18 protein-coding genes are annotated in these 25,516 nt (G+C 34.7%); 3 read left to right on the plus strand and 15 right to left on the minus strand.

Features of this window, described 5'->3' with window-relative positions; all coding sequences use genetic code 11:
* Nucleotides 1–379: 379 nt before the first annotated feature.
* The 13 genes from FDM27_RS15425 to FDM27_RS15485 form a co-directional block, all read right to left on the minus strand.
* Entirely contained in the window at nucleotides 380–1,558 is a 1,179-nt protein-coding gene (locus FDM27_RS15425) for an aldose epimerase family protein (RefSeq protein ID WP_071183257.1), read from the minus strand.
* A 100-nt stretch (nucleotides 1,559–1,658) separates the two neighbouring features.
* Complete coding sequence (gene araA / locus FDM27_RS15430) at nucleotides 1,659–3,167, minus strand: L-arabinose isomerase (RefSeq protein ID WP_140487830.1); 1,509 nt, start codon at nucleotides 3,165–3,167, stop codon at nucleotides 1,659–1,661.
* A gap of 95 nt (nucleotides 3,168–3,262) precedes the next feature.
* Nucleotides 3,263–3,961, minus strand: a complete 699-nt coding sequence (locus tag FDM27_RS15435) for an L-ribulose-5-phosphate 4-epimerase (protein ID WP_140487832.1) — start codon at nucleotides 3,959–3,961, stop codon at nucleotides 3,263–3,265.
* A 9-nt stretch (nucleotides 3,962–3,970) separates the two neighbouring features.
* Entirely contained in the window at nucleotides 3,971–5,638 is a 1,668-nt protein-coding gene (locus FDM27_RS15440) for a ribulokinase (RefSeq protein ID WP_140487834.1), read from the minus strand.
* Between the two features lie 137 nt (nucleotides 5,639–5,775).
* The gene (locus FDM27_RS15445; protein ID WP_140487836.1) at nucleotides 5,776–7,761 is read right to left on the minus strand and encodes an alpha-L-arabinofuranosidase C-terminal domain-containing protein; all 1,986 of its coding nucleotides are present in this window, start codon (nucleotides 7,759–7,761) and stop codon (nucleotides 5,776–5,778) included.
* Nucleotides 7,762–7,873: 112 nt separating this feature from the next.
* Nucleotides 7,874–8,992, minus strand: coding sequence for a family 43 glycosylhydrolase (locus FDM27_RS15450; protein WP_140487838.1), 1,119 nt, complete (start codon nucleotides 8,990–8,992; stop codon nucleotides 7,874–7,876).
* Nucleotides 8,993–9,150: 158 nt separating this feature from the next.
* Nucleotides 9,151–10,131, minus strand: coding sequence for an arabinan endo-1,5-alpha-L-arabinosidase (locus FDM27_RS15455; RefSeq protein ID WP_140487840.1), 981 nt, complete (start codon nucleotides 10,129–10,131; stop codon nucleotides 9,151–9,153).
* A 6-nt stretch (nucleotides 10,132–10,137) separates the two neighbouring features.
* Nucleotides 10,138–11,127 (minus strand): glycoside hydrolase family 43 protein, encoded by a 990-nt coding sequence (locus FDM27_RS15460; protein ID WP_181161688.1) that lies wholly within the window; start codon nucleotides 11,125–11,127, stop codon nucleotides 10,138–10,140.
* A gap of 4 nt (nucleotides 11,128–11,131) precedes the next feature.
* The gene (locus FDM27_RS15465) at nucleotides 11,132–12,679 is read right to left on the minus strand and encodes an alpha-N-arabinofuranosidase (protein ID WP_140487842.1); all 1,548 of its coding nucleotides are present in this window, start codon (nucleotides 12,677–12,679) and stop codon (nucleotides 11,132–11,134) included.
* A 358-nt stretch (nucleotides 12,680–13,037) separates the two neighbouring features.
* Entirely contained in the window at nucleotides 13,038–14,651 is a 1,614-nt protein-coding gene (locus tag FDM27_RS15470) for an arabinan endo-1,5-alpha-L-arabinosidase (protein WP_140487844.1), read from the minus strand.
* 96 nt (nucleotides 14,652–14,747) lie between these two features.
* On the minus strand, nucleotides 14,748–16,310 hold the full coding sequence (locus FDM27_RS15475) for a RagB/SusD family nutrient uptake outer membrane protein (protein WP_140487846.1): 1,563 nt from the start codon (nucleotides 16,308–16,310) through the stop codon (nucleotides 14,748–14,750).
* 30 nt (nucleotides 16,311–16,340) lie between these two features.
* Nucleotides 16,341–19,640 (minus strand): SusC/RagA family TonB-linked outer membrane protein, encoded by a 3,300-nt coding sequence (locus FDM27_RS15480; protein ID WP_181161689.1) that lies wholly within the window; start codon nucleotides 19,638–19,640, stop codon nucleotides 16,341–16,343.
* Between the two features lie 153 nt (nucleotides 19,641–19,793).
* On the minus strand, nucleotides 19,794–20,960 hold the full coding sequence (locus FDM27_RS15485) for a FecR family protein (protein ID WP_140487851.1): 1,167 nt from the start codon (nucleotides 20,958–20,960) through the stop codon (nucleotides 19,794–19,796).
* A 109-nt stretch (nucleotides 20,961–21,069) separates the two neighbouring features.
* Here FDM27_RS15485 and FDM27_RS15490 point away from each other — a divergent pair, with 109 nt between their 5' ends.
* Nucleotides 21,070–21,645, plus strand: coding sequence for an RNA polymerase sigma factor (locus tag FDM27_RS15490; RefSeq protein WP_140487853.1), 576 nt, complete (start codon nucleotides 21,070–21,072; stop codon nucleotides 21,643–21,645).
* Between the two features lie 194 nt (nucleotides 21,646–21,839).
* Nucleotides 21,840–22,529 carry an NUDIX hydrolase gene (locus FDM27_RS15495; protein ID WP_071183270.1) on the plus strand — a complete coding sequence of 230 codons (690 nt, stop codon included), beginning with the start codon at nucleotides 21,840–21,842 and terminating at the stop codon, nucleotides 22,527–22,529.
* A 72-nt stretch (nucleotides 22,530–22,601) separates the two neighbouring features.
* On the opposite strand, the gene FDM27_RS15500 is transcribed toward FDM27_RS15495, so the two are convergent.
* Both FDM27_RS15500 and FDM27_RS15505 read right to left on the minus strand, forming a co-directional pair.
* Entirely contained in the window at nucleotides 22,602–24,182 is a 1,581-nt protein-coding gene (locus FDM27_RS15500) for an NADP-dependent glyceraldehyde-3-phosphate dehydrogenase (protein ID WP_071183271.1), read from the minus strand.
* A gap of 43 nt (nucleotides 24,183–24,225) precedes the next feature.
* Complete coding sequence (locus FDM27_RS15505) at nucleotides 24,226–24,537, minus strand: rhodanese-like domain-containing protein (RefSeq protein ID WP_071183272.1); 312 nt, start codon at nucleotides 24,535–24,537, stop codon at nucleotides 24,226–24,228.
* A 326-nt stretch (nucleotides 24,538–24,863) separates the two neighbouring features.
* Here FDM27_RS15505 and FDM27_RS15510 point away from each other — a divergent pair, with 326 nt between their 5' ends.
* Nucleotides 24,864–25,499 carry a Crp/Fnr family transcriptional regulator gene (locus FDM27_RS15510; RefSeq protein ID WP_071183273.1) on the plus strand — a complete coding sequence of 212 codons (636 nt, stop codon included), beginning with the start codon at nucleotides 24,864–24,866 and terminating at the stop codon, nucleotides 25,497–25,499.
* The last annotated feature ends 17 nt before the right edge of the window (nucleotides 25,500–25,516 follow it).

Here is a 25,516-nt window from a genome sequence, read left to right on the forward strand (position 1 = left end):
TTTGAAAGTATTTTTTAATCAACTGAAAACGTGGTTTTTATTTTTTAGCTTTTGTAGGATTTTGGAGTTTATCAGAAGTTGTTTCGCAGAGATACTCAAAGAAAACACAGAGATTCGCTAAGGTTTTCTAATAAACTATACTATTATATATAGTACATATCGCTATTTCTAGCACACAGCCCTAGCCCTGATAGCAGCGGCATCCTCTTGTGGTAGCGACAGCGGACACAAGAGATATAGCGGATAGCGGGAAATAGCTACCAAAAAATCTCTCTTATATATATGTATAAAATCTACTTTACTCAAAAGCACAAAAAAAACCCATCCCGTTTGGAACGAGATGGGTTCAATAAATTAAAACAAATTCTTTTTCCTAATATTATTTAGTAGAAAACTTGAAAGAAGTTTTTGTTTTATAGTTTTCTCCCGGATTCAAAACCGTAGTTGGGAAATCTTTTTGATTTGGAGAATCCGGATAATGCTGTGTTTCCAAACAAAGTCCTGTTCTATGTGCGTAAGTTTTACCGTCTCTGGTTGGTAAAGTTCCGTCCAAGAAGTTTCCTGTGTACAATTGGATTCCAGGCTGATCAGTGTATACTTCCAACAATCTTCCGCTAGTTGGATCATAAGCAGAAGCTGCAAAACGGAATCCTTTGTCCTGGTTATTCAACACCCAACAGTGATCGTAACCCAATCCTTTTTTCAATTGGTCATTTGTTACTTCGATATCTTTACCAATCGCTTTTGGTTTTCTGAAATCAAAAGGAGTATTAGTCACATCATCTAATTTACCTGTTGGAATAAGATCAGCATCTACAGGTACCAATTTATCCGCATCAATAGTGATTTCATTATTCAAGATAGTTTTAGTAAAATCCCCTGATAAGTTGAAATAAGAATGTTGTGTTAAATTCACCACTGTTTTCTTATCCGTTGTAGCCTCGTAAAGAACATCCAAAGAATTATCATTGTTTAATGTATAAGTAACAAAAACCGTTAAATTCCCAGGATAACCCTCTTCCATGTCTTTACTGATGTACTTCAACTTTAAGACTGCAGCATTACCACCTTTAGCCTCTTCGACAGTCCAAATTCTTCTATGAAATCCTTCAGGCCCTCCGTGTAAAGCATTTTCACCATTATTAGTTGCCAATTTATATTCTTTACCATCCAAAGTAAATTTACCTTTAGCAATACGATTTCCGTAACGACCGATTAAAGCTCCAAAATAAGGATTGTCTTTAGTATATTGTTCGAAATTATCAAAACCTACCACTACTTCTTCAGAAACTCCTGCTTTATTAGGCACTTTTAAAGAAGTAATAATTCCTCCATAAGTCATAATATCCACTTCCATTCCTTTTTGATTTTTCAACTTATAGCTGTCAATCTTTTCACCTTTGGCAGTAGTTCCGTACTCTGATTTCTCAATAGTAACACTGTCTTTTTGAGTAACATTTTGTTCCTGGTTTTCTTTCTTTTCCCCTTTACATTGAACAGAAAGTCCTGCTGTAGTAATAACAGCCAATCCTAAGACACAACTTTTTAATAGATTCATAATTTTATTTTATTAGGTTAATGATAATAGAGAAGCCATAAAGCCAAAAGTAATACTAACTTTTGACTTTATGACTTGGTAAATTTGTTTCTAAAAAAGATTATAATCCAGTTTGAAATAAATGGTAGTAAGCTTCATTAGCATTCAAAGTATCTTTGAAATTACGGATTCTGGTATCGTTATCAATAACCACTAATTCGATTCCAGCAATATCAGCAAAATCTTCCATAAATTCAGTAGTTACCGCCTGGCTATATACTGTATGGTGAGCACCACCAGCAAGAATCCAAGCTGTAGCAGCGATGTCAAGGTTAGGTTTACAATCCCAAAGCACACGAGCTACTGGTAATTTTGGTAAATCAGCCATTGGCTTAACCGCAGTTACTTCGTTAACGATTAAACGGAAACGAGTCCCCATATCAACCAACGAAACATTGATAGCATCTCCAGCAGGTGAATTGAATACCAAACGAACCGGATCTTCTTTTCCACCAATTCCTAATGGATGAATTTCGCAAGAAGGTTTTCCGTCAGTAATAGAAGGACAAATTTCTAGCATGTGAGAACCTAAAACGTATGATTTCTCAGGTGTAAAGTGATAAGTATAATCTTCCATGAAAGAAGTTCCTCCTTCAAGACCGATGTTCATTACTTTCATAACACGAACCATAGCAGCTGTTTTCCAGTCACCTTCACCACCAAAACCGTAACCATCAGCCATTAAACGCTGAGTTGCAATACCTGGTAATTGTTTTAATTCTCCTAAGTTTTCAAAAGTATCTGTGAAAGCACCAAAACCACCTTCTTCTAAGAAAGCTCTTAAACCTAATTCGATTTTAGCAGCATCTAACAATGATTGTCTTTGCTCTCCTCCTACTTGTAATTTTGGAGCTAAATTGTATGATTCTTCATAAACCGCTACTAAAGCATCTACTTGCGCATCAGTAACTAATTTCATTTTATTAACGATATCTGAAGAGTCGTATCCGTTTACAGACATACCAAAACGAATTTGAGCCTCTACTTTATCTCCACAAGTAACAGCAACTTCACGCATGTTGTCCCCAAAACGCGCTACTTTTAAGTTTTGCATTTCATCCCAACCTAAAGCTACTCTAGACCAGTTTCCTAATTTTTGTTGAACACGCACGTCTTCCCAGTGACCTACAACCACTTTACGTTTTTTACGCATTCTTGACATAATATAACCAAACTCTCTGTCTCCGTGAGCTGATTGATTCAAGTTCATGAAATCCATATCAATAGAAGCCCATGGAATTTCAGCATTGTATTGTGTATGTAAATGACATAATGGTTTTTTAAGAATACTTAAACCATTAATCCACATTTTAGCCGGAGAAAAAGTATGCATCCAGGCAATGATTCCAATACAGTTTTTGTTCGTATTGGCTTCCAAACAAATATCAGTGATTTCACTAGGTGATTTTGCCACTGATTTGTAAATTACTTTTACAGGAACATGAGAAGAAGCATCAATTCCTTTTGCAATTTCCTGAGAATGCAACGCAACCTGTCTTAAAGTTTCTTCACCATATAGGTTTTGGCTTCCTACTACGAACCAAATTTCTTTTTTAGAAATATCTATCATTTTATCTAAATGTTTATTGTTTATTATTTGTTGTTAATTGATTGTTGTTTAGCGTTTATCGTTTAAAACCAAAAACCCTAAACTACAAACCTAATTTATTGTCCGTAATAAGCGTCTTTTCCGTGCTTACGATCGTAATGTTTTTTAATCAAAGAATCTTTCAATCTTGGCGCAGCCGGATTAATTTGTAACGTCAAATAAGCCATTTCAGCACAAACCTCTAACACTTTAGAGTTATAAACCGCTTTAGCTGCATTTTTACCCCAGGCAAATGGACCGTGGTTTCCTAACAAAACCATTTCCGTTTCTTCATAAGAAAGATTTTTTTCTTTGAAACAATCCAAAATTTGGATTCCTGTATTGTGCTCGTAGTTTCCTTCGATTAAGTTATCAGCCATTGGCGCAGCACAAGGAATATCTGAAGTCAAATGATCGGCGTGAGTTGTTCCAAAAATCGGAATATCTCTTTGTGCCTGAGCCCAGGCTACTGAATAAGTAGCGTGAGTATGAGCAACACCACCAATGTTTGGCCAATGTTTGTACAAATAAGCATGAGTTTTAGTATCAGAAGAAGGACGTTTGTCACCTTCGATAATATTATTATCAAAATCAACAATTACAATATCCTCAGCTTTTAACTCTTCATAAGGCACACCACTTGGTTTTATCGCAAAAACGCCATTTTCTCTATCTACAGCACTTACATTTCCAAAAGTATATACTACTAAATTCAATTCATTTAGTTGCATATTAGCTTCGTAACATTCTTGTTTTAATACTTGGTATTTACTCATTTTACTTAATTATTTTGTTATACTTTCTACGAATTGACTTAATACAGAATACGAATCCATCAATTCCTGGTATTTTTCAATTTTATCAGCCTGAGGGAAATATTCGCTTTCAAAATCACTTCCCATTTTCTTAGCGGCTTCAATCACGTTTGGATAAATTCCTGCAGCAACAGCAGCATAGATAGCAGCTCCTAAAGCCGGTGCCTGATCAGAAGCACAAACTTTAATTGGCTTGTTTAATACATTAGCCAAAGTTTGCATAATAAATGGTGATTTTCTCGCCACACCACCAATTCCGATAACGCTGTCAATACGAACACCTTCTTCTTCAAAACGGTCTACAATTTTCTTAGAACCAAAACAGATTGAATTGATTAAAGCTTTGAAAATATGTGGCGCTTTTGTTCCTAATGATAAATTAGTCATCGCACTTTTCAGTCCTTGATTAGCATCCGGAGTTCTACGACCATTTACCCAGTCCAAAGCAGTTGGAATACTTTCTGACAACGGAATTGCCTCAGCTTGTTCTGTTAAAGTCTTGATGAAATTAGATTCTACTTCTTCTTTTAATTGCGCTTTTTGCTCTTCAGATAAAATAGTTGAGTTGTAAACCAAATTATCCAATGGCCAGGAAAGCGTATCTTTAAACCAAGCCAATACATCTCCAAAAGCTGATTGTCCCGCTTCAAGACCAATATACCCCGGAATAACTGAACCATCTACTTGTCCGCAAATACCTTTAACGGTTTTGCTTCCTACGTTTTCTTTAGCAGAAACAATAATATCACAAGTTGAAGTTCCCATTACACGAACTAAAGCGTACTCGTCAATTTTAGCACCAACAGCTCCTGAATGTGCATCAAAAGTTCCAACAGCAATAATAGTGTCAGTAGTCAAACCTAATTTTGTTGCCCATTCCTGGTTTAAAGTTCCGGCAACTAGATCTGAAGTGTAAGTTTCGTCGTATAATTTCCCTCTAAGCTGAGCCAAGTATGGGTGTAATTTACCTAAAAATTCTTCTGGTGGTAATCCATTCCAGTCTTCGTGCCACATTGCTTTATGTCCTGCTGCACAACGGCTTCTTTTGAATGTTTTTAAATCCTTATCATCAATTAACAAATAAGTCATTAAATCACAGTGCTCTAACCAGGTATAAGCGGCATTTTTAACTGCTTCATCTTCACGAGCGATGTGTAATATTTTTGCCCAAAACCACTCAGAAGAATAAATTCCTCCTTCGTATTTAGTGAAATCTTCACCTCCCCAAGTAGCGGCAAGTTCGTTAATTTCATTGGCTTCGTTGATAGCTGTGTGATCTTTCCACAAAACCATCATTGCATTTGGATTTTCAGCAAATTCAGCTGTTAAAGCTAACGGAGTTCCGTCTTCGGTAACAGGAACAGGCGAAGAACCTGTTGTATCAATACAGATACTTTTTATCAACGAAGGATCTACCTTGCTTGCTGATACAATATTTTTAATTGTTGATTCCAATCCTTCGATATGATCCAAAGGATGTTGACGGAATTGATTGATTGACGGATTGCAATACTGTTTGTTTTTCCATCTTTTGTAATGGCAAACATCTGAGGCTAATTCTTGCCCGTTTTCGGTATCAATTAATACGGCACGAACTGAATCCGATCCGTAATCTAGACCTATTACATAATTTTTCATCTTCATTATTTAAAATATGGCTACAAATATATAACAAAAAAACATTAAGTGTACCACTCACACTTAATGTTTTTTATTAAATTTTGAACAATTAAGTTAAAAATTTGCTCAACTAAAGTTTCTCGAAAAAATAAGACTTATTTCATCTTTAATTTCAATACCACAAATGAATAAGCCGGTAAGCTTACTGAAGCTTTTTTTCCACTTAATTTGTATTCTTTTTCAACAGGAACAATCTTAGTTGGCTCAGCCAATGTATTGTAATCCTCTAAATTTTCATGGTTCAACACAATCATCTTTCCTTTAGAATCGACACTTTGACCAGATAAATTAACCTCAAGATCCTGAGCTTTGTCAGATGTATTTACCAGTTTCAAAATCAACTCTTTTTTATCTACATCTTTTGCCGCAGTAGCATACAACTCATTTTGTCCCGTTAAGGCTTTTCCATCCTTAGTTATTGACAAAACATCAGTTCCTTTATTGTTTGAATATAATTTCTGAACATAATAATTCGCTGTTCCATAAGAATTCAAATTATCAAACCAAATCATATCCGGAGCCCATTGAAAAGCATCAACATGAGCCATTAAAGGCGCATAAGAAGTTAAATGAACCACATCGGCATTACGCTCTAAACCTGTCATAAATGCCGATTCTGTAAGCGCTGACAACCAGTTATTCTCTTTCAATCCGTCTTCTACACCTTTAGGATGTGACGCATATTCCCCAGCAAAAATCTTAGGTCCTTTTCTGTCGTACTTATCATATCTTGCAGCATTTTCTTTAAACCATTCCGGGTTTTTATAATAATGCTCGTCAATAACATCAGCATTTAACTTTTTCAATTCATCCCATCCGTAATCGAACATTGCTCCGTCAGGCGAAGGTCCTGAACCCGAAACAATCGTCATAGCAGGGTATTTTGCTTTTATAGCTGCTGCAAAAACCTTATATCTTTCAATATATTGAGGTCCCCATTGCTCATTTCCTACCCCAATAAATTTAAGATTAAACGGTTTTGGGTGTCCCATATCGGATCTTAATTTCCCCCATTTGGTTGTCACGGCTCCATTAGCAAATTCGATCAAATCCAAAGCATCCTGAACATAAGGGTCTAATTCTTCCATTGGAACTAATTCACCCGAATTGTACTGACAAGCGATTCCACAACTTAAAATTGGTAATGGCTGTGCTCCTACATCTTCTGCTAGTTGGAAATATTCGAAAAATCCTAAACCAAAAGACTGGAAATAATCAGGTGCTTGTTTATTTTTAAACTCCACATTCCATCTGTTAATCATCGTCTCTCTGTTTTCAACAGCACCAACGGTTTTTTTCCATTGGTATCTGTTTTCCAATGTTTTTCCTTCAACGATACAACCACCAGGGAATCTGATAAATCCAGGTTTTAAATCGTATAACAACTGAACAATATCTTTACGCAAACCATTTTTTCGGTTCATCCATGTTTCTTCAGGAAATAACGAAATCATATCTAAATCTATTGTTCCTGTACCTTCAAAAGTAATTTTTAATTGTGCTTTTGCTTCAGTTTCTGTAGCTACAATTTGTGCTGAATAGTCTTTCCAGCCAGTAGATGTTGGAACAATAAAAGTCTCTCCCAAAACCTTTTTGTCAGCATCAACAAATTGTACAATTATCTTTTTAATGGCATTGTTATGATTGGCTGCTTTTAAAGAAAGATTGTATTTTGCATCTTTCTTAATCCCCATCCCTCTAAAACCTTCATTTAAAATTTGGTATCCTTTATCATTATTGATGTTAATTCTACAAAAATCAGGATTATTAGGATTTTCAGAAGCATGAATTGGAGTCGCAATTCCTGATTCTTTATTAAATGAATGCACATTACTATTAGGCTGCAACCATCCCATAAGCGGAGCATCAAACCCAAAAGTTCTGTTCTTAACCATTTCGGCATACAAACCTCCATCGGCAGCAAAATTGATATCTTCGAAAAAGACACCATACATCGTTGGTTGGATTTTAGTAATTGATTTTGTTAAATCTACTTCCAGTTTTGTTTTTTGGGCTATCGCCAAAAAACTACTAAGTAACAAACCGCAAACGGTACTTTTAGTCATTAAGTTTAATTTCATATTTTAATTTTTCTTTTATTTGTCAGTCAATAATGTGTCCAATAAATTTTCAGTTGACCACATCAATAATCCTTTGTATTAAGTTCTTTTGACAAGTTTTTATTTTACACTTTTAATTAAATTCAAATATTGGTGTACCGTTCTCATCAAATTTTAATTTCATCATTCTCGCATGACGATTCGGGTCATATAACGGATCTGCAATAATTTCTTTCAACGGTCTTTTATCAGTCGCTGGCACTACTTTTGGATCACCAACAGCTTTTTCGTAATCCCTTGCATGATATATTACTAAAGGTTCTCCCTTTTCATCAACTGTAAAGGAGTTATGTCCTGGACCATAAATTTTTTTCGCTTCATTGGTCTTTAATACTGGATATCTGGATTTTTTCCAAGAATTTCTATCTAGTAAATCTGCATTTTCGTCTGCTTCCATCATACCCATACTGTAACATGCACCTGTAGCACTTGCCGAAAAAGTAATGTAAATTTTCCCTTTGTTTTTAATAACTGCTGGACCTTCATTCACCCAAAAGCCAATGCGTTCCCAATCATAATCTGGAGTCGTTAGCATAAATTGAACTGTTTTTAGTTTTATAGGTGATTCCATTTCGGCTAAATACAAATTAGAAGCTGCGAACTGCCCACCCGTTTTTTCTGCCCAACAGAAATAGCGTTTATTTTTATGCTCAAATACGGTTCCGTCCAGAGAAAAATCAGTAAAGCTTTTTGGATCTGCATCAGCTGCCTGCATTTGTCCTAGCTCAATCCACTTGTCATGTAAAGGATCCTGACCTGTACACTCCAAAACATAAGGTCTTAATTTCCAAATATCTTCTTCCTCGCTTGCTGCAAAATAAACGTACCATTTTCCATCCAAATAATGAATTTCCGGAGCCCAAACATGACGACTCATTGGTCCGCTTTTATGTTTTTCCCATACCCTAAAAGTTTCAGCATTTTGAAGTTCATCAATAGATTTTGAACGTCTTAACTCTATAGCGTCATAAGTTGGTACCGACCCTGTAAAATAGTAATACCCATCTGTATGTTTGTAGATAAACGGATCTGCTCTTTGTAACACAATAGGTTTGTTAGACAAAGTTGTTTTTGTACTTGTTGTAACTTCTTCTTTAGACTTATCTTTTTGTACTTTTTTATCTGTACAGGAAGCGACGCTTACCAAAACAATGGCTGATAATACGAGGTTTTTCAATCTGTTTGTTTGCATGTTATACTTGAATTAAATTAATTTGAGAGATGGATTTTGATATGTTTATCACAAGCTATTCTCAATATTGTCCTCCCATAGCACATTGGAATAAACCAAACTATTTTAAAAAAATAAGCTTTTTTAATAATCAATTTGTAAAGTGAATATTGAATACTTTATAGACTTGGCCAGAAATCAGCATCCCATTTCAACTCTTTGATTTCTAATTTTGGTTTTCCATTATTCTTTTTTTCATAAGCATGAAAAATAATATAATCCTTCCCATCAAAAGTATAAGCACTATTGTGACCCGCTCCGTACCAATTTTCATTTGGTTGTAACAAAATAGTACCACCTCCTTCATTTAAAGATTTCCCATCTTTGTCTAAATATGGTCCGGTAACTTTATTAGACCTCCCCACTACTACTTTATAAGTGCTTTTTTCTCCTTGACAACAAAAATCCCATGAAAGAAACTGGTAATAATAACCGTTCTTTTTAAATATAAAAGGAGCTTCTAAGGCTGCATCTCCTGGGTTAGCATCGGCTAATTCGAAAGTTCTCTTTCGTTTTGCAATAGTGTGCCACTCCTGCGGCTGCGCGATTGACAATAAATCGGGATTCAATTTCACCATTTTCAGTCCTTCCCAAAAAGAACCAAAAGCCAACCAAGGCGTGTTATTTTCGTCGAAAGTCAAATTGGGGTCTATCGCATTCCATAAATCTCTGTTAGGAACGGATTGAATCACAATTCCGTGATCGACCCATTTATAAGCTGGATCTTTTGGATCCAAAGTCGTATTAGTTGTAACCCCAATCGCGGAAGTATTTTTTGCGAAAGCGGAAACCGAATAATACAAATAATAAGTATTGTTGTGAAAGGAAATATCCGGTGCCCAAATGTGATTCTTAAAATCAGCCGCAACAGAATCAGCCCAAACAGGTTTTTCTTTAAATACTGCTGGCTCTTTATTCCAGTTTTTCAGATCTTTTGAACTAAAAACACTGATTCCGCGTCCTGTACAATACAAATAATAAGTATCTTTTTGTTTAATCATCACTGGATCATGAACACTGATATCCTGAGCCAATGACGAATAACCAATCAAAACTACTAAAGAGAGAAATAGGTTCTGTATTTTTTTACTTGATTTCATTTAAATTTATTGCTGAATTCCTTCTGATGTCATCACTACACGTTTCATAGTTCCATCTGGATTATAATACAAACGATCCACACATACTGATCTTCTAAAACTTCCTCCATCAGTAGGTATTGATCCATTATGGTAAATAAAATACGACTTGCCTTTAAAATCGATGATTGCCTGATGATTGGTATTCGAATTTCCAGCAACTTCATTCAAAATTCCTTCATATTCCCAGGGTCCGGTAATTGATTTACTCATAGCGTAAGCAATTTTTTCAGGAAACTGATACGCATAAGACAAATAATACCATCCTTTTCGTTTGTGAATCCAAGGTGCTTCGGTAAAATTAGGTAAATCTATAGTTTGTATTGGTCCATCCATTTCAATCATGTTTTCTTTAAGTTTCACATAATTACAAACGGTATTTCCCCAAAAAAGATAAGCCTGACCATCATCATCTACAATCACTGTTGGATCAATATCATCCCAACTGATTTTTGTTTTGGTAGTCATATCATTAGTAATTAATGCTTTTCCTAAAGCATCTTTAAAAGGCCCTGTTGGACTATCAGAAACTGCAATTCCTATCGATTTTCCATGAATCGATCCGTGAGAAACGGTTACATACCAATAGAATTTCCCGTTTCTTTCAATCACTTGTCCTGCCCAGGCATCGCCTTTTGCCCAAGCAAAATCAGTAGGTTTTAAAGGCACTGGATGTTCCTGCCAATTGACCATATCTGAAGAAGAATAAACCAGCCATTCGTTCATTCGATACGAATTCACATCTTTTGGCGGAACATCATGTCCTGCATAAAGATACACCTTGTCTTTGTAAACAATGGCAGCTGGATCAGCAGTATATTTATCGGTAATAATAGGATTATTCATTTTCAGCGAAAGCTGATTTCCAGTAGTAGTCGTTTCTTTTACAGCAGTTGTTTTACAAGAAACAACTGCTGATAAAAGACTCACACTAAATAATAGAGTTGTGATTTTCATAAATTTATTTCCCTTCAAATACTACAACAGAAAACGCAGGAATAGTTATTTCTAATTTCCCTTTAGCATTTTTAAAGCCTTTGAATTCCTTAGGTTCAATTGCATTTGGTTTATCAAATGAATTATAATCCTGTAATTTCTTAGAAGTCAAAATGGTTGCAGTAACATTTTTCAAACCTAATTCAGCCAAATCGATTTCGATTTTATTTTCTTTCTTAGAATCAACATTTACTAATGAAATATGTACTAAACCGCTTTTATCTTTTGATGCCGAAGCAGAAATAGCAGGCAAACTTTTACCTTCAAAAGTGTACATTGGCGAAGTAAAGTTAACAGGCAATAACTCAGCATCCTGATGCACACGGTACATTTTCATAACATGATATGTTGGTGTCAAAATCATTTTTGCTTCATCAGTCAGGATAACCGCTTGCAATACATTTACACATTGTGCTAAGTTAGCCATACGCACTCTATCGGCATGGTTATTAAAAGTATTCAGCGTTGTACCTGCAATCATAGCATCACGCATAGTGTTTTGTTGGTACAAAAACCCAGGATTAGTTCCTTTTTGTACTTCATACCAGCCACCCCATTCATCTACAGCCATAGTTACTTTTTTAGCAGGATCATATTTATCCATAATAGCAGCGTGCTTAGTAACTAATTCTTCCATTTTCAACGCCGATTTCATCGTTTCAAAATATTGATCTTCGCTAAAATCTACAGCATCTCCTTTTTTATTCCAATTAATAACAGCATAATGATGTACTCCTAAACCTCCTATCATATTGGTAGGAATGTTTTTCATCAAAACTTCTGTCCAGTTGTAATCAGCTCCATTTGATCCAGATGCGATACGAGTGATTCCACCTGTATTTTCCCAATCTGACATAAATGTGGCATATTTTCGATATTCTCCTGCATAATATTCAGCAGTCATATTTCCTCCGCATCCCCAGGCTTCATTACCAACACCCCAAAATTTCACTTTCCAAGGTTCATTTCTTCCGTTTTTCTTGCGTAAATCACTCATTGGACTTTTGCCTGCAAAGTTCACATACTGAACCCAGTCAGCTAATTCCTGAACTGTTCCACTTCCAATATTACCCGCCAAATAAGGCTCAGCTCCTAATACTTCGCATAAATTTAAAAAATCATGAGTTCCAAAGCTGTTGTCCTCAGTTGTTCCTCCCCACCATTGATTTACAATTGTTGGTCGGTTTTCTTTTGGACCAATACCATCTTTCCAATGATAAGTATCCGCAAAACAACCTCCAGGCCATCTTAAATTTGGTATTTTTAATTCTTTTAATGCTGCGATAATGTCATTTCTAACTCCGTTTGTGTTAGGAATTTTAGACGTATCGCCTACAAAAAAACCTCCATAGATACATCTCCCCAAATGTTCTGCAAAGTGACCATAAATATTTTTATTAATAACAGTAGGTTTCTCAGCTTTTTTAATACTAAGAATTGTGGTTTCTTTTTGTGAAAAAGCAAGTTGACTACAAAAAGTAAAAGCCAACAATAAGAACAGATTTTTTTTCATTCTAGTTACATTTTTTATTGGTTATAAGTGTATGTTTAACATTTGTAAATATAGGTAAAATAAAAAGATAAAAGCAAGCTATAAATAAACTCAACTTATATTTTAACAAAAACCCTTTCTAAAATCGAAAGGGCAAGATAATCGCATCAGCTTCAGGAATAAAAAAACAGCCACGAATTACACGAAATAACACAAATTGAGATGTCATTGATTACACGAATCTATTGATTAGTATATTTTTTTAGCCTTAAAATTGGTGCTAATTCGTGTAATTGCTTTGCCTATTCGCTATTGCTCGGGTCGTGGTTAAAAATAAAACTTATGCATTTGCCCAAATTAATGGGGCATTTATTTTAATTTATTTTTTTTTGCCCCAAACAGGTCTTCCATCAGCGGTTAGTCCGGAATAACTCAGCGTTACTTTTCTTGTTGAAGCTTCCCAATCCCAGGCATCACTAACTTTACATTTAATACCATTTACAATTAAAGTCTTGTTTATACTATCATAAGACCAAGTTCCTGTAAGAGCTCCGCTTACTTTTTTATCGGCAGTCAAAAAAATGTTCACTGATTTTTGAATCGTTTTATATTGGTAATTCATAGTAATCTGTTCCCATTGACCTATAAACGAAGCTTCGGTAATAGTCGTTTTAGGTACTCCGGCATAACGCTCAGCATCCACTACAGGCCAGCCATCTTCTGTCCATTGAATGGCTCGAACATGTCCCATCATAACAGCATTAGACGCATTGATGCCGGGAACTCCTTCAGGCAAACGTGCCTGAGAAGCATAAAACCATTCTTTAGTATCTGGATTTTGAAATACAGAACAATGAGAAAAACCTACCCAACCCGTATGATTATTAAACCCATAAGGATGTGTAAGCATTGGCCAACAATCGGCTCCATTAGTAATATTAGCACCGTTAATACCTAAATATGGTCCAGTTATACTTCTGGAACGTGCCACACGGGTATTATAGGCCACCGAAAGTTCATCATAAGCCAAAAACAAATAATAATATTGCGTGTCCGGATTGTATATTATTTCAGGACCTTCAGAAGCTTGCCAACGGCTAGTAGGATGACGGGAAGCGATTCGGGTTCCATAATCGCTTAAGGTTTTGAGTTGGTCCGGTTTTCCTGTAGTTGGATTCAATTTCAAGGCTGCAATTCCCGAATGCCAGGAACCATAAATTAGATAATGTTCGCCTTCCGGAGTGATTGTAAAAGTGGGGTCGATTGCATTGAATTTAAAATAAGCGTTTTCCCAATTTCTTTCGCCAGTAAAAGAATAAGGTTTTACTCCATCCGGTTCAGAGCATACTACCATTCCTTTATCCACCCAAACATTCGATGCTAAATCATCGGATTCTGCCAATCCAATAAAAGCTCTTTCTGACCACGAAGTGTCAAAACTAGTTCCCGTAATAGGTTCATCGACCACAATACTGTAATACATTCGATATTTATTACCAACCTTTTTCACAAATGGAGCCCAATATCCGTATCTGGGATTAGTTATTGGTGGCAAAGCAGGAATCATTCTGGCTCTTTTGTTATTCAAAGAATCTTTTACCCATGCCGGAGCCTGTGCCATAGCTGTTCCCATAAATTCCCAAGTAATCAAATCTTTAGAACGTCTGTAAGGAAAATGGCCATGTCCATCATGCGCATTACCATAAGAAGCATCGGTTTGATACATATAATAATACTCTCCTGATTTTTCAACAGTAGGATCATGGACATTAGCTAAATTCCATTGTGATCTGCTACTCCAGGAAGCAATCGAGGTGTAATTATCAGCATATTTAGGCCCATTAAATGTAGGTGTTACTACTGGTGGAACAACAATGGGAGGGTCGGTCTCATCAGTTGTAGGATCATCTTTAGAACAACTTACTGTAGCAAGCACAAATAAGGAAAGCCCTAAATAAGAAGCTATTTTTAAAATGGAATTTGAATTTTTCATTTTTATTCAGATATAAAATCAAGTGGTAAACTCCTTAAAATTTACCACATGATTATTTAGAATTTTAATTGTATTAGAAAACTGATTCAGCAAATACTAATAACTGTCGTTTTGAATCGTTCCAGGATTATTATCTCTTTCTAATTGCGGAATCGGAAAAAATTCTCTTCCTGCAGCATAAGAGTTAAATTCAGCATCTCTGGCTTTTAACCAAACCAATTTAACAGGATCCTGTAACCATCCCCAACGACGGATATCATCAAATCGGTGTCCTTCCAATGGGAATTCTAAGAATCTTTCGTGACCTATTTGCTCACGCATTTGTTCCTTTGTCATATTTGGTTTCACAACACTCAAAACTGGTAAATTCACACGGTCTCTAACCATTTGGATGTAAGTATAAGCACCGGCTGTATTTCCAGTTTCGTTTAGACATTCCGCATACATTAACAAAATATCAGCATAACGCAATAAGCGCTCGTTGATTCCTGATCTCCAGTCAAATTCATTTACTTTTTGTCCATCAGAATTTTGATATTTTCTGCAAAATAAATCATTTAAATCTCCCGAATTTGAAGCGTATTTAGTAGCAAAATCCTGTCCATACAATTGCATTCCGCCTGGCTTGTTATAGAACATGGTTGCATCTAAACGTGGATCTATCGCTCCCGATAGAGTTAATTCCTGATGAAATTCGTCAAATAAAGCTCTGGTTGGCTGAACATCCGTAAATCCAAAATCTCTAGGACCATAAGTAATTGCTCTGGCAGAAGTTTTTCCCCATCCCGAAGCAGGAGCACCTCCCCATCCTAAGTCAACACCTCCAGCTTCTCTGCTGAATTGTACTTCAAACAAAGACTCGGAATTGTTTTCATTGGTTTCCGTAAAATTATCACGGTAATTAGAAACTAATGAATAAACTCCTAAATCAATCACTTCTTTAAAAGTATCTCTGGCATTTGTAAAATCTTTGGTAAACAAATAGGCTTTTCCTAAATATCCCAATGCAGCACCTTTAGTTGCGCGACCTTTTTCTCCTGCATCCAAACCTGAAACCTCAGTATAGGACTTTGGTAACAGTTCGGCTGCCATTTTAAAATCGGAAATAACCTGAGCCCAGCCTTCTGCTTCTGTTTTTTGAGGATAAATTGCAGCCAATTGTGTTGGAACCGGTACATTTTTAAACATATTAACTGCGTGAAACAAATACAATCCTCTTAAAAAATAAGCCTGACCTAAAATTCTGTTTTTAAGTGCTGCATCTGTAAAGTCAATAGATGGTACATTGGTCAAAACCTGATTAGCTCTAAAAATTCCCTGATAATAAGTTTCAAATGCCCAACCGTAAATTGCGGCATCACTCACATTAGAATTAAATTTCCCCACATTTGCCATAGCCGGCCAAGGGCTGTTACTTCTGCAATCATCCCCTTTTAAATCTAATAATAAAGGTGTACTACGCATATAAGTTCCGTCAGTAAGTAAACTTCCGTAGGCAGCATTGACACCTTGTAAAGCATCTGAATCGGTTTTCCAAAAAGAGTCAACAGCATTATTATTAGGGTCAACCTGAATTAAATCTTCATCGTTAACACAGCTTGTTGTTATTATTGCCAGCGAAAAGAAACCAGCTAAATAATTATATATTTTATGTTTCATTTTGATTTGTTTTAAATTGATTTCTTGGTTTTAAAAATTCACTTCAATACCTAAAGAGATGGTTCTTGGATTAGGGAAAGAGCCTCCGTCATATCCTCTTGAAAACAATCCATCGCTAATGAAATCAGGGTCATAGCCTCTGTATTTAGATATAATCCATAAGTTTTGTCCATTAGCATATACTCTTGCGTTTTTAATAAAACTCGTTTTACTAACTGGAATGTTATAACTAATCTCAGCTGTTTGTAATTTTATATAGTTTCCACTTTCTATAAAACGATTCGAATCTCGGCTGTTTCCGTTAGCATCCTGTATTGATGGTCTTGGCACATTAGTATCAGTGTTTGTTGGAGTCCAGTAATCTAACATATCTGTATGATGGTTTCCATATTTTCCAACCATTAAGTCACGGTACAAACCATTAAATACTTTGTTTCCGCCGCTTCCTTGCCAAAACATAGTAGCATTCCAGTTTTTATAAGAAGCACTCAAATTGATACCATAATTGTATTTAGGTATAGTAACTCCCTGAAACACTCTGTCTCTATCAGTTATAACTCCATCAGCAGCATCAAAAACGCCATCACCATCAGTATCGACTGTTAATTGATCTTTGAATTTTATATCTCCTACCTGAACATTTGTTTGTGAAGGTGCTGCATTAATTTCTTCCTGAGATTGGAAAATTCCATCTGTTTCGTATGCGTAAATTTCGCCTATCGATCTTCCTACTTCTGTCATAGCGGCAAGACCCGGTATAGGATTTCCATTTTCAGAAAAACCTATTTGTGTTACTTTGTTTTTTAAAGTTCCAATATTAGCCGCAATACTGTATTTGAACTCATTCTTGTTGTTATTATAAATCAACGAGAATTCAACCCCTCTGTTTTCTACTGCTCCTGCGTTGGTTGTAACATCTGATGGAAAAGCTCCTGAAGAAAAAGGTAACGGAACTCTAATTAATAAATCATTTGATTTTTTAATAAAATACTCTGCTGTCAACTGCAAATCATTGTCAAACATTCCTAATTCAAGAGCTACATTGGTTGTTTTAGTTTCTTCCCAATGTACATTTGGATCTAAGGCGCTCACAACTGTTGCACCGGGAGCCAATTCATTATTAAAAGTATAGCTGGCAAAACTGTTCATTGTAGTGGCAAAGAAATATTGTGGAATGGTGTTGTTTCCAATAATTCCATATCCTCCTCTTAACTTCACATTGCTAACCCATTCCGGTAAATGAATGAATTTTTCATTACTTAATTTCCAGGCACCTGAAAAAGAGTAGAAATTAGCCGAATTGTATTTTTGACTAAACAAAGAGGTTTTGTCCTGTCTAAAGTTAGCTGTAAGCAAATAACGATCATCAAAACCATAATTCAATCTGCTGATATACGATTTTCCGGTAATGGTATATTCGTATTCATTGGTGTTGGTATTATCAGCAAATTGTAATTTTTTAATATCATTAGCTTCATATCCTACTCCGGAAGAAAAATGATTGTAATGATCATTTCTTTCGTCAATAGAACCAACTAAAGCATCAATATTATGTTTTCCTAAACTTACATTATAAGTAAGAATGTTATTTACAAAGGTTTTGATTTGGTTTCCGGTAGCAATGTTAAGAGTTGCTCTGGTACTTGGTACTTTATAATACCATCCCAGTTCAAATTCCGGAGTATATCGTTTGTCAAACCAGTGTACTTTATCATAACTTACATCCAGTTTGTATTTTAGTCCTTTAACTATTTCCAATTCTCCCCAGATGTCACCAATAAAATGGTTTCTTTTTCCTGAGTTTGAAATTAAATTATTATATCCTATAACATTAAGTGAAATTGCTTTTTGCGTATCACTATAAGTTCCTCCATATCCACCTATCCAATTATCATCATAGACCGGCATTGTAGGAATAGCAGTTACCAAAGCCTGAATAGCCGATTCTCCTACCCAGCTATTAAATGATTCTTTGTCTGATTCTGTATAAGCTATTTTTGAACCGTATTTGAATTTTCCTTTTTTTCCATGCAAATTCAAATTCATAGAATACCTTTCGTAATCCTGTGGAGTCTCTAAATATGAAGTGTTTTTGAAATAATCAACATTCAAATTGTACCCAAGAGATTCTGCTCCACCATTGAATGTAAGTGAATGATTTTGAACTGTACCCGTGCCATAAGCTTCTTTTTGCCAATTGGTATTTACATTATTGATGTAAAATGGGCTTGTAGGATCATTACCTGGAGCTACTCCCAAACCATCATTTTGTTCAGCTGCTGTGGTAATTCTTTGATAACTTACTCTATCGGTTACTGACCATTGTTTTGCTACATTTTGAACACCATAAAGCGATTTGTATTTAACCTCCATTGCGCCTACTTTTCCTTTCTTGGTAGTAATAATTACTACTCCATTGGCACCACGAACCCCATAAATAGCTGCTGAAGAAGCGTCTTTTAAAACTTGCATCGACTCGATGTCTCCAGGTGCAAAATCAAATGGAGAATCTACAATCACTCCATCAATAACAAATAATGGATTGTTGTTACTAAAGGAATTCACTCCTCTAATTTTAATATTTACAAATCCGCCCGGCTCTCCTGATGATTGTACGCTAACACCCGGTGCCTGACCTTGCAGCATTTTTGCAACATCATAAGTAACTGCTTTTTTGGCACTTTCTACATTTACAACAGAAACAGAACCTGTTAAATCTGATTTCTTTTGAGTCCCATACCCTACTACAACAACTTCTTCTAACTTAGCATAATCTTCTAAAAGTTTAACTGTAATATTGGTTTGATTACCCACTGTAATTTCCTGATTTACATAGCCTATATAAGAAATCACCAATACTGAATTAGGTCCTTCTACATCTATAGCAAATTTTCCGTCAAAATCAGACTGCACACCTACTGCAGATCCTTTTATCAAAATATTTACTCCCGGAATGGGTAAACCCTCAGCGTTATTAATAACTCCCAAGACCTTTTTTTTCTGTTGCGGTTTTTCTTCTGCTTTGGCTTTGGTTATTATAATTTTATTTTTTCCGGTCAGTTCATAATTGAAACCTTCATTAGAAAGGCTTTCTGTGAGTAACTTATTGGCACTAATAGTTCCTTTTTTAAGCTTTACTTTAGGTGCATTCTTAAACATATCTTCCTGATAGATAAATGTAAAATTGGTTTGCTCCCTTAAAAGGTCAAAAACTTCATCAATAGTTACAACTTTATCTTTATCTACAACTATTTTTACGTTTTGGGTAAAAACATTAGTTGAAGAAAAACTAAAAGCGGTCGTACAAAAAAACAATATAAAAGCTTTCATACTGGTTAGTAAAAATTTTCTCTTAAAAAAGAAAAAATGGTTAGTAAATTCAATTTTCATATATTTGTGTTTATTGGTTAAATGTTAATTAATAATCGCATTAGGGGATAAAGTAGGGTACTGTCCAGGTATTACTTTACTCCCCTTTTTTTCTTATTTTATTATAATTTTCTGGTCTTTTATCTCATATTCATTTATAAAGTTAGTTTTCTTAATTATTGACAGGATCTCTTTAATATTATCGTTTTTACTCAGTACTCCATTGAATTTCACTTTCTCAAGTTCCGGATTTTGAAACACCACCTGAAAGTCATACCAACGAGCCATTACATTCATAATTTCTTTTAATTTTTTTCCTTTGAAACTAAAAATTCCTTTGGTCCACAATACTTCGTTATAAGCATCAATTGGATTAACAACTATGTCTCCTCCTTTAAGATTAATAACCGATTGTTGATTAGGAATTAATTGCTTTTTTGAATTCGAATTGCTTACCGCTACTTTTCCTTCTACCAGAGTAGTATAAATTTTATCTTCATCTTCATAGGCTTTTATATTAAATTCTGTTCCTAAAACCTCTACTTGCTGACTTTTATTCAATACTTTAAATTTTGCTCCATTATGTTCTGAACTTGGTGATACATCAAAAAAAGCTTCTCCGTATATTAATTCTACCTGACGTGTGCTGCCTTCTTTAAAAGCTACCGGAAATTTTAATTTCGATTCTGAATTCAGCCAGACTTTTGTTCCGTCAGATAATTTTATTTGAAACTGCCCTCCTCTTGGTATCGTTAAATAATTATAGGCAATTCCTGATTTGGTCTTATTTTGGTCATCATAAACTAATTCTTTACCATTACTGACTACATTATTTTTTTGATAGGTTTTGTCTTTTTCTAATACAACAGCCGTTCCGTCTTCGAGAGTTAATATGGCTTTGTCTGTTCCTGCTTCAATGGTGTTTTTTACTATTGCCACTGGAGCTACAGGTTTATCAAACAAACCGGAATTGTATAAAAAAGTAGTAGTTACTATTCCTAAAACAACTGCCGCAGCCGAATAATAAATTGTTTTGCGTAACTTTTTAAGTTTTCTCACTTTATTCTCTATGGCAAATGCTTCCTGCAATTTATTTTTTACTTTGTTCGAATCAAATTCTCTCATATTATATTCAATTGCATAATTAATTTTAACATACCGATTAAATAATTCAAGATTATTAGCCTCTTCTATCCATACTTCTAGCTCGCCCAACTCGGATGCTGAAGCCTGATTAGTTAAAAATTTGGCTATTATATTTTCAATTTTACTACTTATCATCGCAATACTATTTTTTATTAATACGTGTGGTTTTTACACTACCCTAACTTTTTTATATTTTTTTTTATACATTGCATAAAAATTAAGCTAATTATTTCTATTTACCCCAATGCAAGAGGTTTATTCTGATAATACTGAACTTATTCATGCTTTAAAGACGGGAGTTCCAAAAGCATATACTTATTTGGTAAATACTTACCACCATAAACTATGCGTCTATGCTTATAATTTTACTCATGATCGTAGTCTGTCTGAAGATATTGTTCAAAATGTATTCATGCGTATCTGGAACAAACGCGAAAATCTAAAAGAAGATTTTGTACTTATCAGTTTTCTGTATAAATCCGTTTACAATGAGTTTATTGATCAATATCGAAGTCAAAAAGCGGTTTATCCTCTGGAAAAAAAATATATTGATGCTCTTAATGCTATTGTAGAAAATGAGGATGAACATTCACTTGAACGAATCATCAAATTGGTCAAAAGAGAAATTCAAAATCTCCCACCTAAATGTAAGGAAATCTTTTTATTAAGTAAAGAAGAAGGACTCACTAATATAGAAATTGCCGAGTATAAAAACCTTTCTATCAAATCAGTTGAAGCTCATATAACAAAAGCCTATGCTATATTGCGTAATTCTTTGGGAGAAAACACAAATATCTATTTGTTTTTGATGTTTGGATAATTGTTATCAGGATTTAGTTTTATATCTTTAAAAAATAGAAATTTTCAGGCATTTTTTATGCTAATTAATATTGAATTCAAATGGTTTTTAGTAAAATCCAACGATTTCTTTAAAAAATCAGGAAGTATTCATTCTATATTAATTATGATACTTTTTTAGAAGTAAGTATATTTACCCCAAAATAAACAACTAAGATGTTAAATAATTATAGCACCGAAGACAAAGTCTTATTATCAGTTGATTGTATCATTTTTGGTTTTGACAAAGAGGGATTAAAAATCCTGCTAATCAAACGAGATTTTGCTCCCGAAAAAGGAAAATGGTCTTTAATGGGAGGGTTTTTAAAGAAAAGTGAGTCTTTAAATGATGCCGCTATAAGGGTTTTGAATCATTATACGGGATTACAAAACATCTACATGGAACAATTTTATGCTTACAGCGAAGTAGATCGGGATCCTGAAGAGAGAACTATTTCAGTAGCTTATTATGCACTTATCAATATTGAAAATCACAATACTGAATTAATCAGGAATTACCATGCCGAATGGTTTAATATATCAAAAATGCCCAAATTAATTTTTGATCACGATGATATGGTTGCTCATGCAGTAAGAAGATTGCGTTACAGAACTTCAACAAAACCGGTAGGATTCGAGCTTTTACCTGAAAAATTTACCATGCGTCAATTACTGGAATTGTACGAAGCCATTTTAGACAAAGAATTAGACAAACGTAATTTTATCAGCAAAATCAATTCTTTAGATATTCTGGTAAAACTCAACGAAAAAGACATGTTATCGTCCCGAAAAGGCTCTTATCTTTATATGTTTGACAAAGAAAAATACGACGCTAAATTACTCAATCATTTTGTTTTAAACTTATAATCCAAAACATAAAAAAACCGTTCCGAAAATAATCGAAACGGTTTTCTTGTTTTTAGTTAGTTTTAGTTAGTACTACAAGATATAATCAGTATTAATAAAGTTTGATTCTTTACTATTTAATAATTCTTGTAATATTTCGTTATTGTAAGCATTGTCTTTAGAAGCCACAAAGGTTCTAATAGAGAATGAACGTAAGGCATCAAAAACACTTAATGTACCTACTGCAGAGTCTTTACGACCTGTAAACGGATACACATCTGGTCCACGTTGGCAAGAACTGTTCAGGTTTACTCTACATACTAAATTTACTAAAGCATCAATAAGCGGTGCAATAGTTGTGATATTTTTACCAAATAAACTTACTTGTTGACCGTAATTAGATTCAGCCATATCGTTTAATGGCTCCTGAATATCTTTGAAAGTCATAATTGGCACAACAGGTCCAAATTGCTCTTCATGATATACGCGCATTTCTTTGTTCACAGGGAATAAAACTGCTGGAAAAATATAATTTTCAGAATGCTCTCCTCCTTTTTGGTTGATAATTTTAGCTCCTTTTGCAGTAGCATCATCAATTAATCCCTGAATGTAAGCCGGTTTTTCAGTTTCCGGAAGCGGAGTCAATGAAACTGATTTGTCCCAAGGATTTCCAAAAATAAGTTCATCCACTTTTTGAGAGAATCTCTTATTAAACTCTTCAGCAATCGATTCGTGAACATACAACACTTTCAAAGCTGTACAACGCTGACCGTTGAAAGATAAAGTTCCTGTAATACATTCAGAAATTGCCAAATCTAAATCGGCATCCGGTAAAATAATAGCTGGATTTTTAGCTTCCAATCCTAAAACCAAACGCAATCTGTTTTTATTTGGATGCTGATCTTGCAATGCAATCGCTGATTTACTGTTTCCAATTAAAGCCAAAATATCTACCACTCCTGATTTCATAATTGGAGAAGCAATCTCTCTACCTCTACCGTAAACGATATTTATAGCACCTTTTGGAAAACTGGTTTTAAAAGCTTCTAATAAAGGTGAAATTAACAATACTCCGTTTTTAGCAGGCTTGAAAATTACCGGATTTCCCATAATCAAAGCAGGAATCAGTAATGAAAAAGTTTCATTCAAAGGATAGTTGTAAGGTCCTAAACACAAAACCACTCCAATAGGCCCACGGCGAATCATCGCATTTACCCCCTGGCTTTTTGTAAAATGAGCATTACTTCTGTCTAATTGTTTGTAATGTTCAATAGTATCGTAAATATAATCTACCGTTCTGTCGAATTCTTTTTCAGAATCGCCTAAGGTTTTTCCAATTTCCCACATTAACAACTTTACTACTTCCTGACGGGTAGTTTTCATTTGTGTAACGAAATTTTCCATACACTTAATACGATCAGCTACTTTCATAGTAGGCCATAAACCCTGACCGTTATTAAACGCTTTTTTAGCTGAATTCACCACTTCTGCCGCTTCTTCTTCACCCATAAACGGAATGGTCCCTAACAAAGTAGGAGCATATTCTTCGGTAGAAGAAATAGTAGAAAAAACCTCGGTTGTCTTTCCTGTCCATTTTTTCAACTCGCCATCAACTAAATAAGTATCCTGGTGTAATAATGTTTTTATCTTAAACTCTTCCGGTATTGAATTCATCTAGTTTTAATATTTTAGTTAGTGTTAAAAAATGTATTAGTGATTAGGGAGCAACTACTTCTCCATCCCAATCTAACATACCTCCCAATAAGTTATAGGCATTTTCAAATCCTAATTCATTCATGATTTCGCATGCTTTTGCGCTTCTGGCACCAGAACGACAATAGACATAGTAATTTTTACTTTTGTCTAATTTCTCTATTTCAGAAATAAAACCCTGACCTTTATGAATATCAATATTGATAGCATTAGGAATAATTCCTTCGTCACATTCGTCTTCTGTTCTGACATCTAAAATTACTGCATTCTCATCTTCTTCGAGTTGAGCAATCCAATCTTCTTGTGTTAAATTCATAATAATGTTGTGTTTTTTGTAAAAATACGATGTTTTTATAAAAAAATGACTCCTCAAATTTGATTTAGAGAATATTTTAAAGAAAACGTTTTAGTGAGCTTACAATAATCAACAAATTTTACAATCACTTAATATTTTGTTAAAAAACAACGCGTTATTCCCATTAGAAATGCAATATCTTCAATTTGCTATTTTAAATTTCAGCCAACTATTCTTAGCATATCAACTAATAAATGTCACGTTTTTTTAATTACTTTTACCAAAGTCTTAGAATTTTGCACAAAAATCCATCATATTAATAAGATGTAGCCTAAAATTTCACCATCATGTCAGAAGAAACCATTACAATAAAAAAAGCCTTTCCAAATTTCTCTAATGAACTTATTCAGGAAATTGAAGCCAATTCCAGCTATCAATATTTTAAAGCCGGAGATGTCATTATGCGAACAGGACAATACATCAAAAACACCATTTTAATCCTTAAAGGACAATTAAAAATTTATCGTGAAGGCGAAGATGGCGAAGAGTTTTTAATGTACTACCTGCAACCCGGGCAAGCCTGCGCAATTTCGTTAATTTGTTCGACAAAAAATCAAACGAGCCAAATTACCGCTAAGGTAGTTGAAGATGTCGAAGCCATCAGTATTCCGCTTGCTTTAATGGATAAATGGATGATGAATCATCGCACTTGGTACGAATTTGTAATTTACACCTACCGCACCCGATTTGAAGAAGTTCTGGAAGTCATTGATAACATTGCGTTTCGAGCTATGGACGAACGATTGGAATTCTATCTAAAACGTCATGCAAAAGCTTGTGGTTGTAAAGAAATCAACTTATCGCATCAGGAAATTGCCCTTGAATTAAATACGTCCAGAGAAGTCATTTCGCGTTTATTAAAAAAAATGGAACAGCGCGGATTAGTCAACTTACACCGTAACCAAATTGAATTATTGATGTAAAAAAATCCATGTGACAA

It is taken from the genome of Flavobacterium sp. GSA192 (assembly GCF_006386525.1).
GTDB lineage: Bacteria > Bacteroidota > Bacteroidia > Flavobacteriales > Flavobacteriaceae > Flavobacterium > Flavobacterium commune.

Coding starts and splice junctions, on each gene's coding strand:
- FDM27_RS15495 (WP_071183270.1), top strand. CDS start 21,840: ATGTTAAATAATTATAGCACCGAAGACAAAGTCTTATTATCAGTTGAT.
- FDM27_RS15445 (WP_140487836.1), bottom strand. CDS start 7,761: ATGAAATTAAACTTAATGACTAAAAGTACCGTTTGCGGTTTGTTACTT.
- FDM27_RS15465 (WP_140487842.1), bottom strand. CDS start 12,679: ATGAAAAAAAATCTGTTCTTATTGTTGGCTTTTACTTTTTGTAGTCAA.
- FDM27_RS15490 (WP_140487853.1), top strand. CDS start 21,070: ATGCAAGAGGTTTATTCTGATAATACTGAACTTATTCATGCTTTAAAG.
- FDM27_RS15460 (WP_181161688.1), bottom strand. CDS start 11,127: ATGAAAATCACAACTCTATTATTTAGTGTGAGTCTTTTATCAGCAGTT.
- FDM27_RS15510 (WP_071183273.1), top strand. CDS start 24,864: ATGTCAGAAGAAACCATTACAATAAAAAAAGCCTTTCCAAATTTCTCT.
- FDM27_RS15455 (WP_140487840.1), bottom strand. CDS start 10,131: ATGAAATCAAGTAAAAAAATACAGAACCTATTTCTCTCTTTAGTAGTT.
- FDM27_RS15440 (WP_140487834.1), bottom strand. CDS start 5,638: ATGAAAAATTATGTAATAGGTCTAGATTACGGATCGGATTCAGTTCGT.
- FDM27_RS15470 (WP_140487844.1), bottom strand. CDS start 14,651: ATGAAAAATTCAAATTCCATTTTAAAAATAGCTTCTTATTTAGGGCTT.
- FDM27_RS15485 (WP_140487851.1), bottom strand. CDS start 20,960: ATGATAAGTAGTAAAATTGAAAATATAATAGCCAAATTTTTAACTAAT.
- FDM27_RS15500 (WP_071183271.1), bottom strand. CDS start 24,182: ATGAATTCAATACCGGAAGAGTTTAAGATAAAAACATTATTACACCAG.
- FDM27_RS15450 (WP_140487838.1), bottom strand. CDS start 8,992: ATGCAAACAAACAGATTGAAAAACCTCGTATTATCAGCCATTGTTTTG.
- araA (WP_140487830.1), bottom strand. CDS start 3,167: ATGATAGATATTTCTAAAAAAGAAATTTGGTTCGTAGTAGGAAGCCAA.
- FDM27_RS15480 (WP_181161689.1), bottom strand. CDS start 19,640: ATGAAAGCTTTTATATTGTTTTTTTGTACGACCGCTTTTAGTTTTTCT.
- FDM27_RS15475 (WP_140487846.1), bottom strand. CDS start 16,310: ATGAAACATAAAATATATAATTATTTAGCTGGTTTCTTTTCGCTGGCA.
- FDM27_RS15505 (WP_071183272.1), bottom strand. CDS start 24,537: ATGAATTTAACACAAGAAGATTGGATTGCTCAACTCGAAGAAGATGAG.
- FDM27_RS15425 (WP_071183257.1), bottom strand. CDS start 1,558: ATGAATCTATTAAAAAGTTGTGTCTTAGGATTGGCTGTTATTACTACA.
- FDM27_RS15435 (WP_140487832.1), bottom strand. CDS start 3,961: ATGAGTAAATACCAAGTATTAAAACAAGAATGTTACGAAGCTAATATG.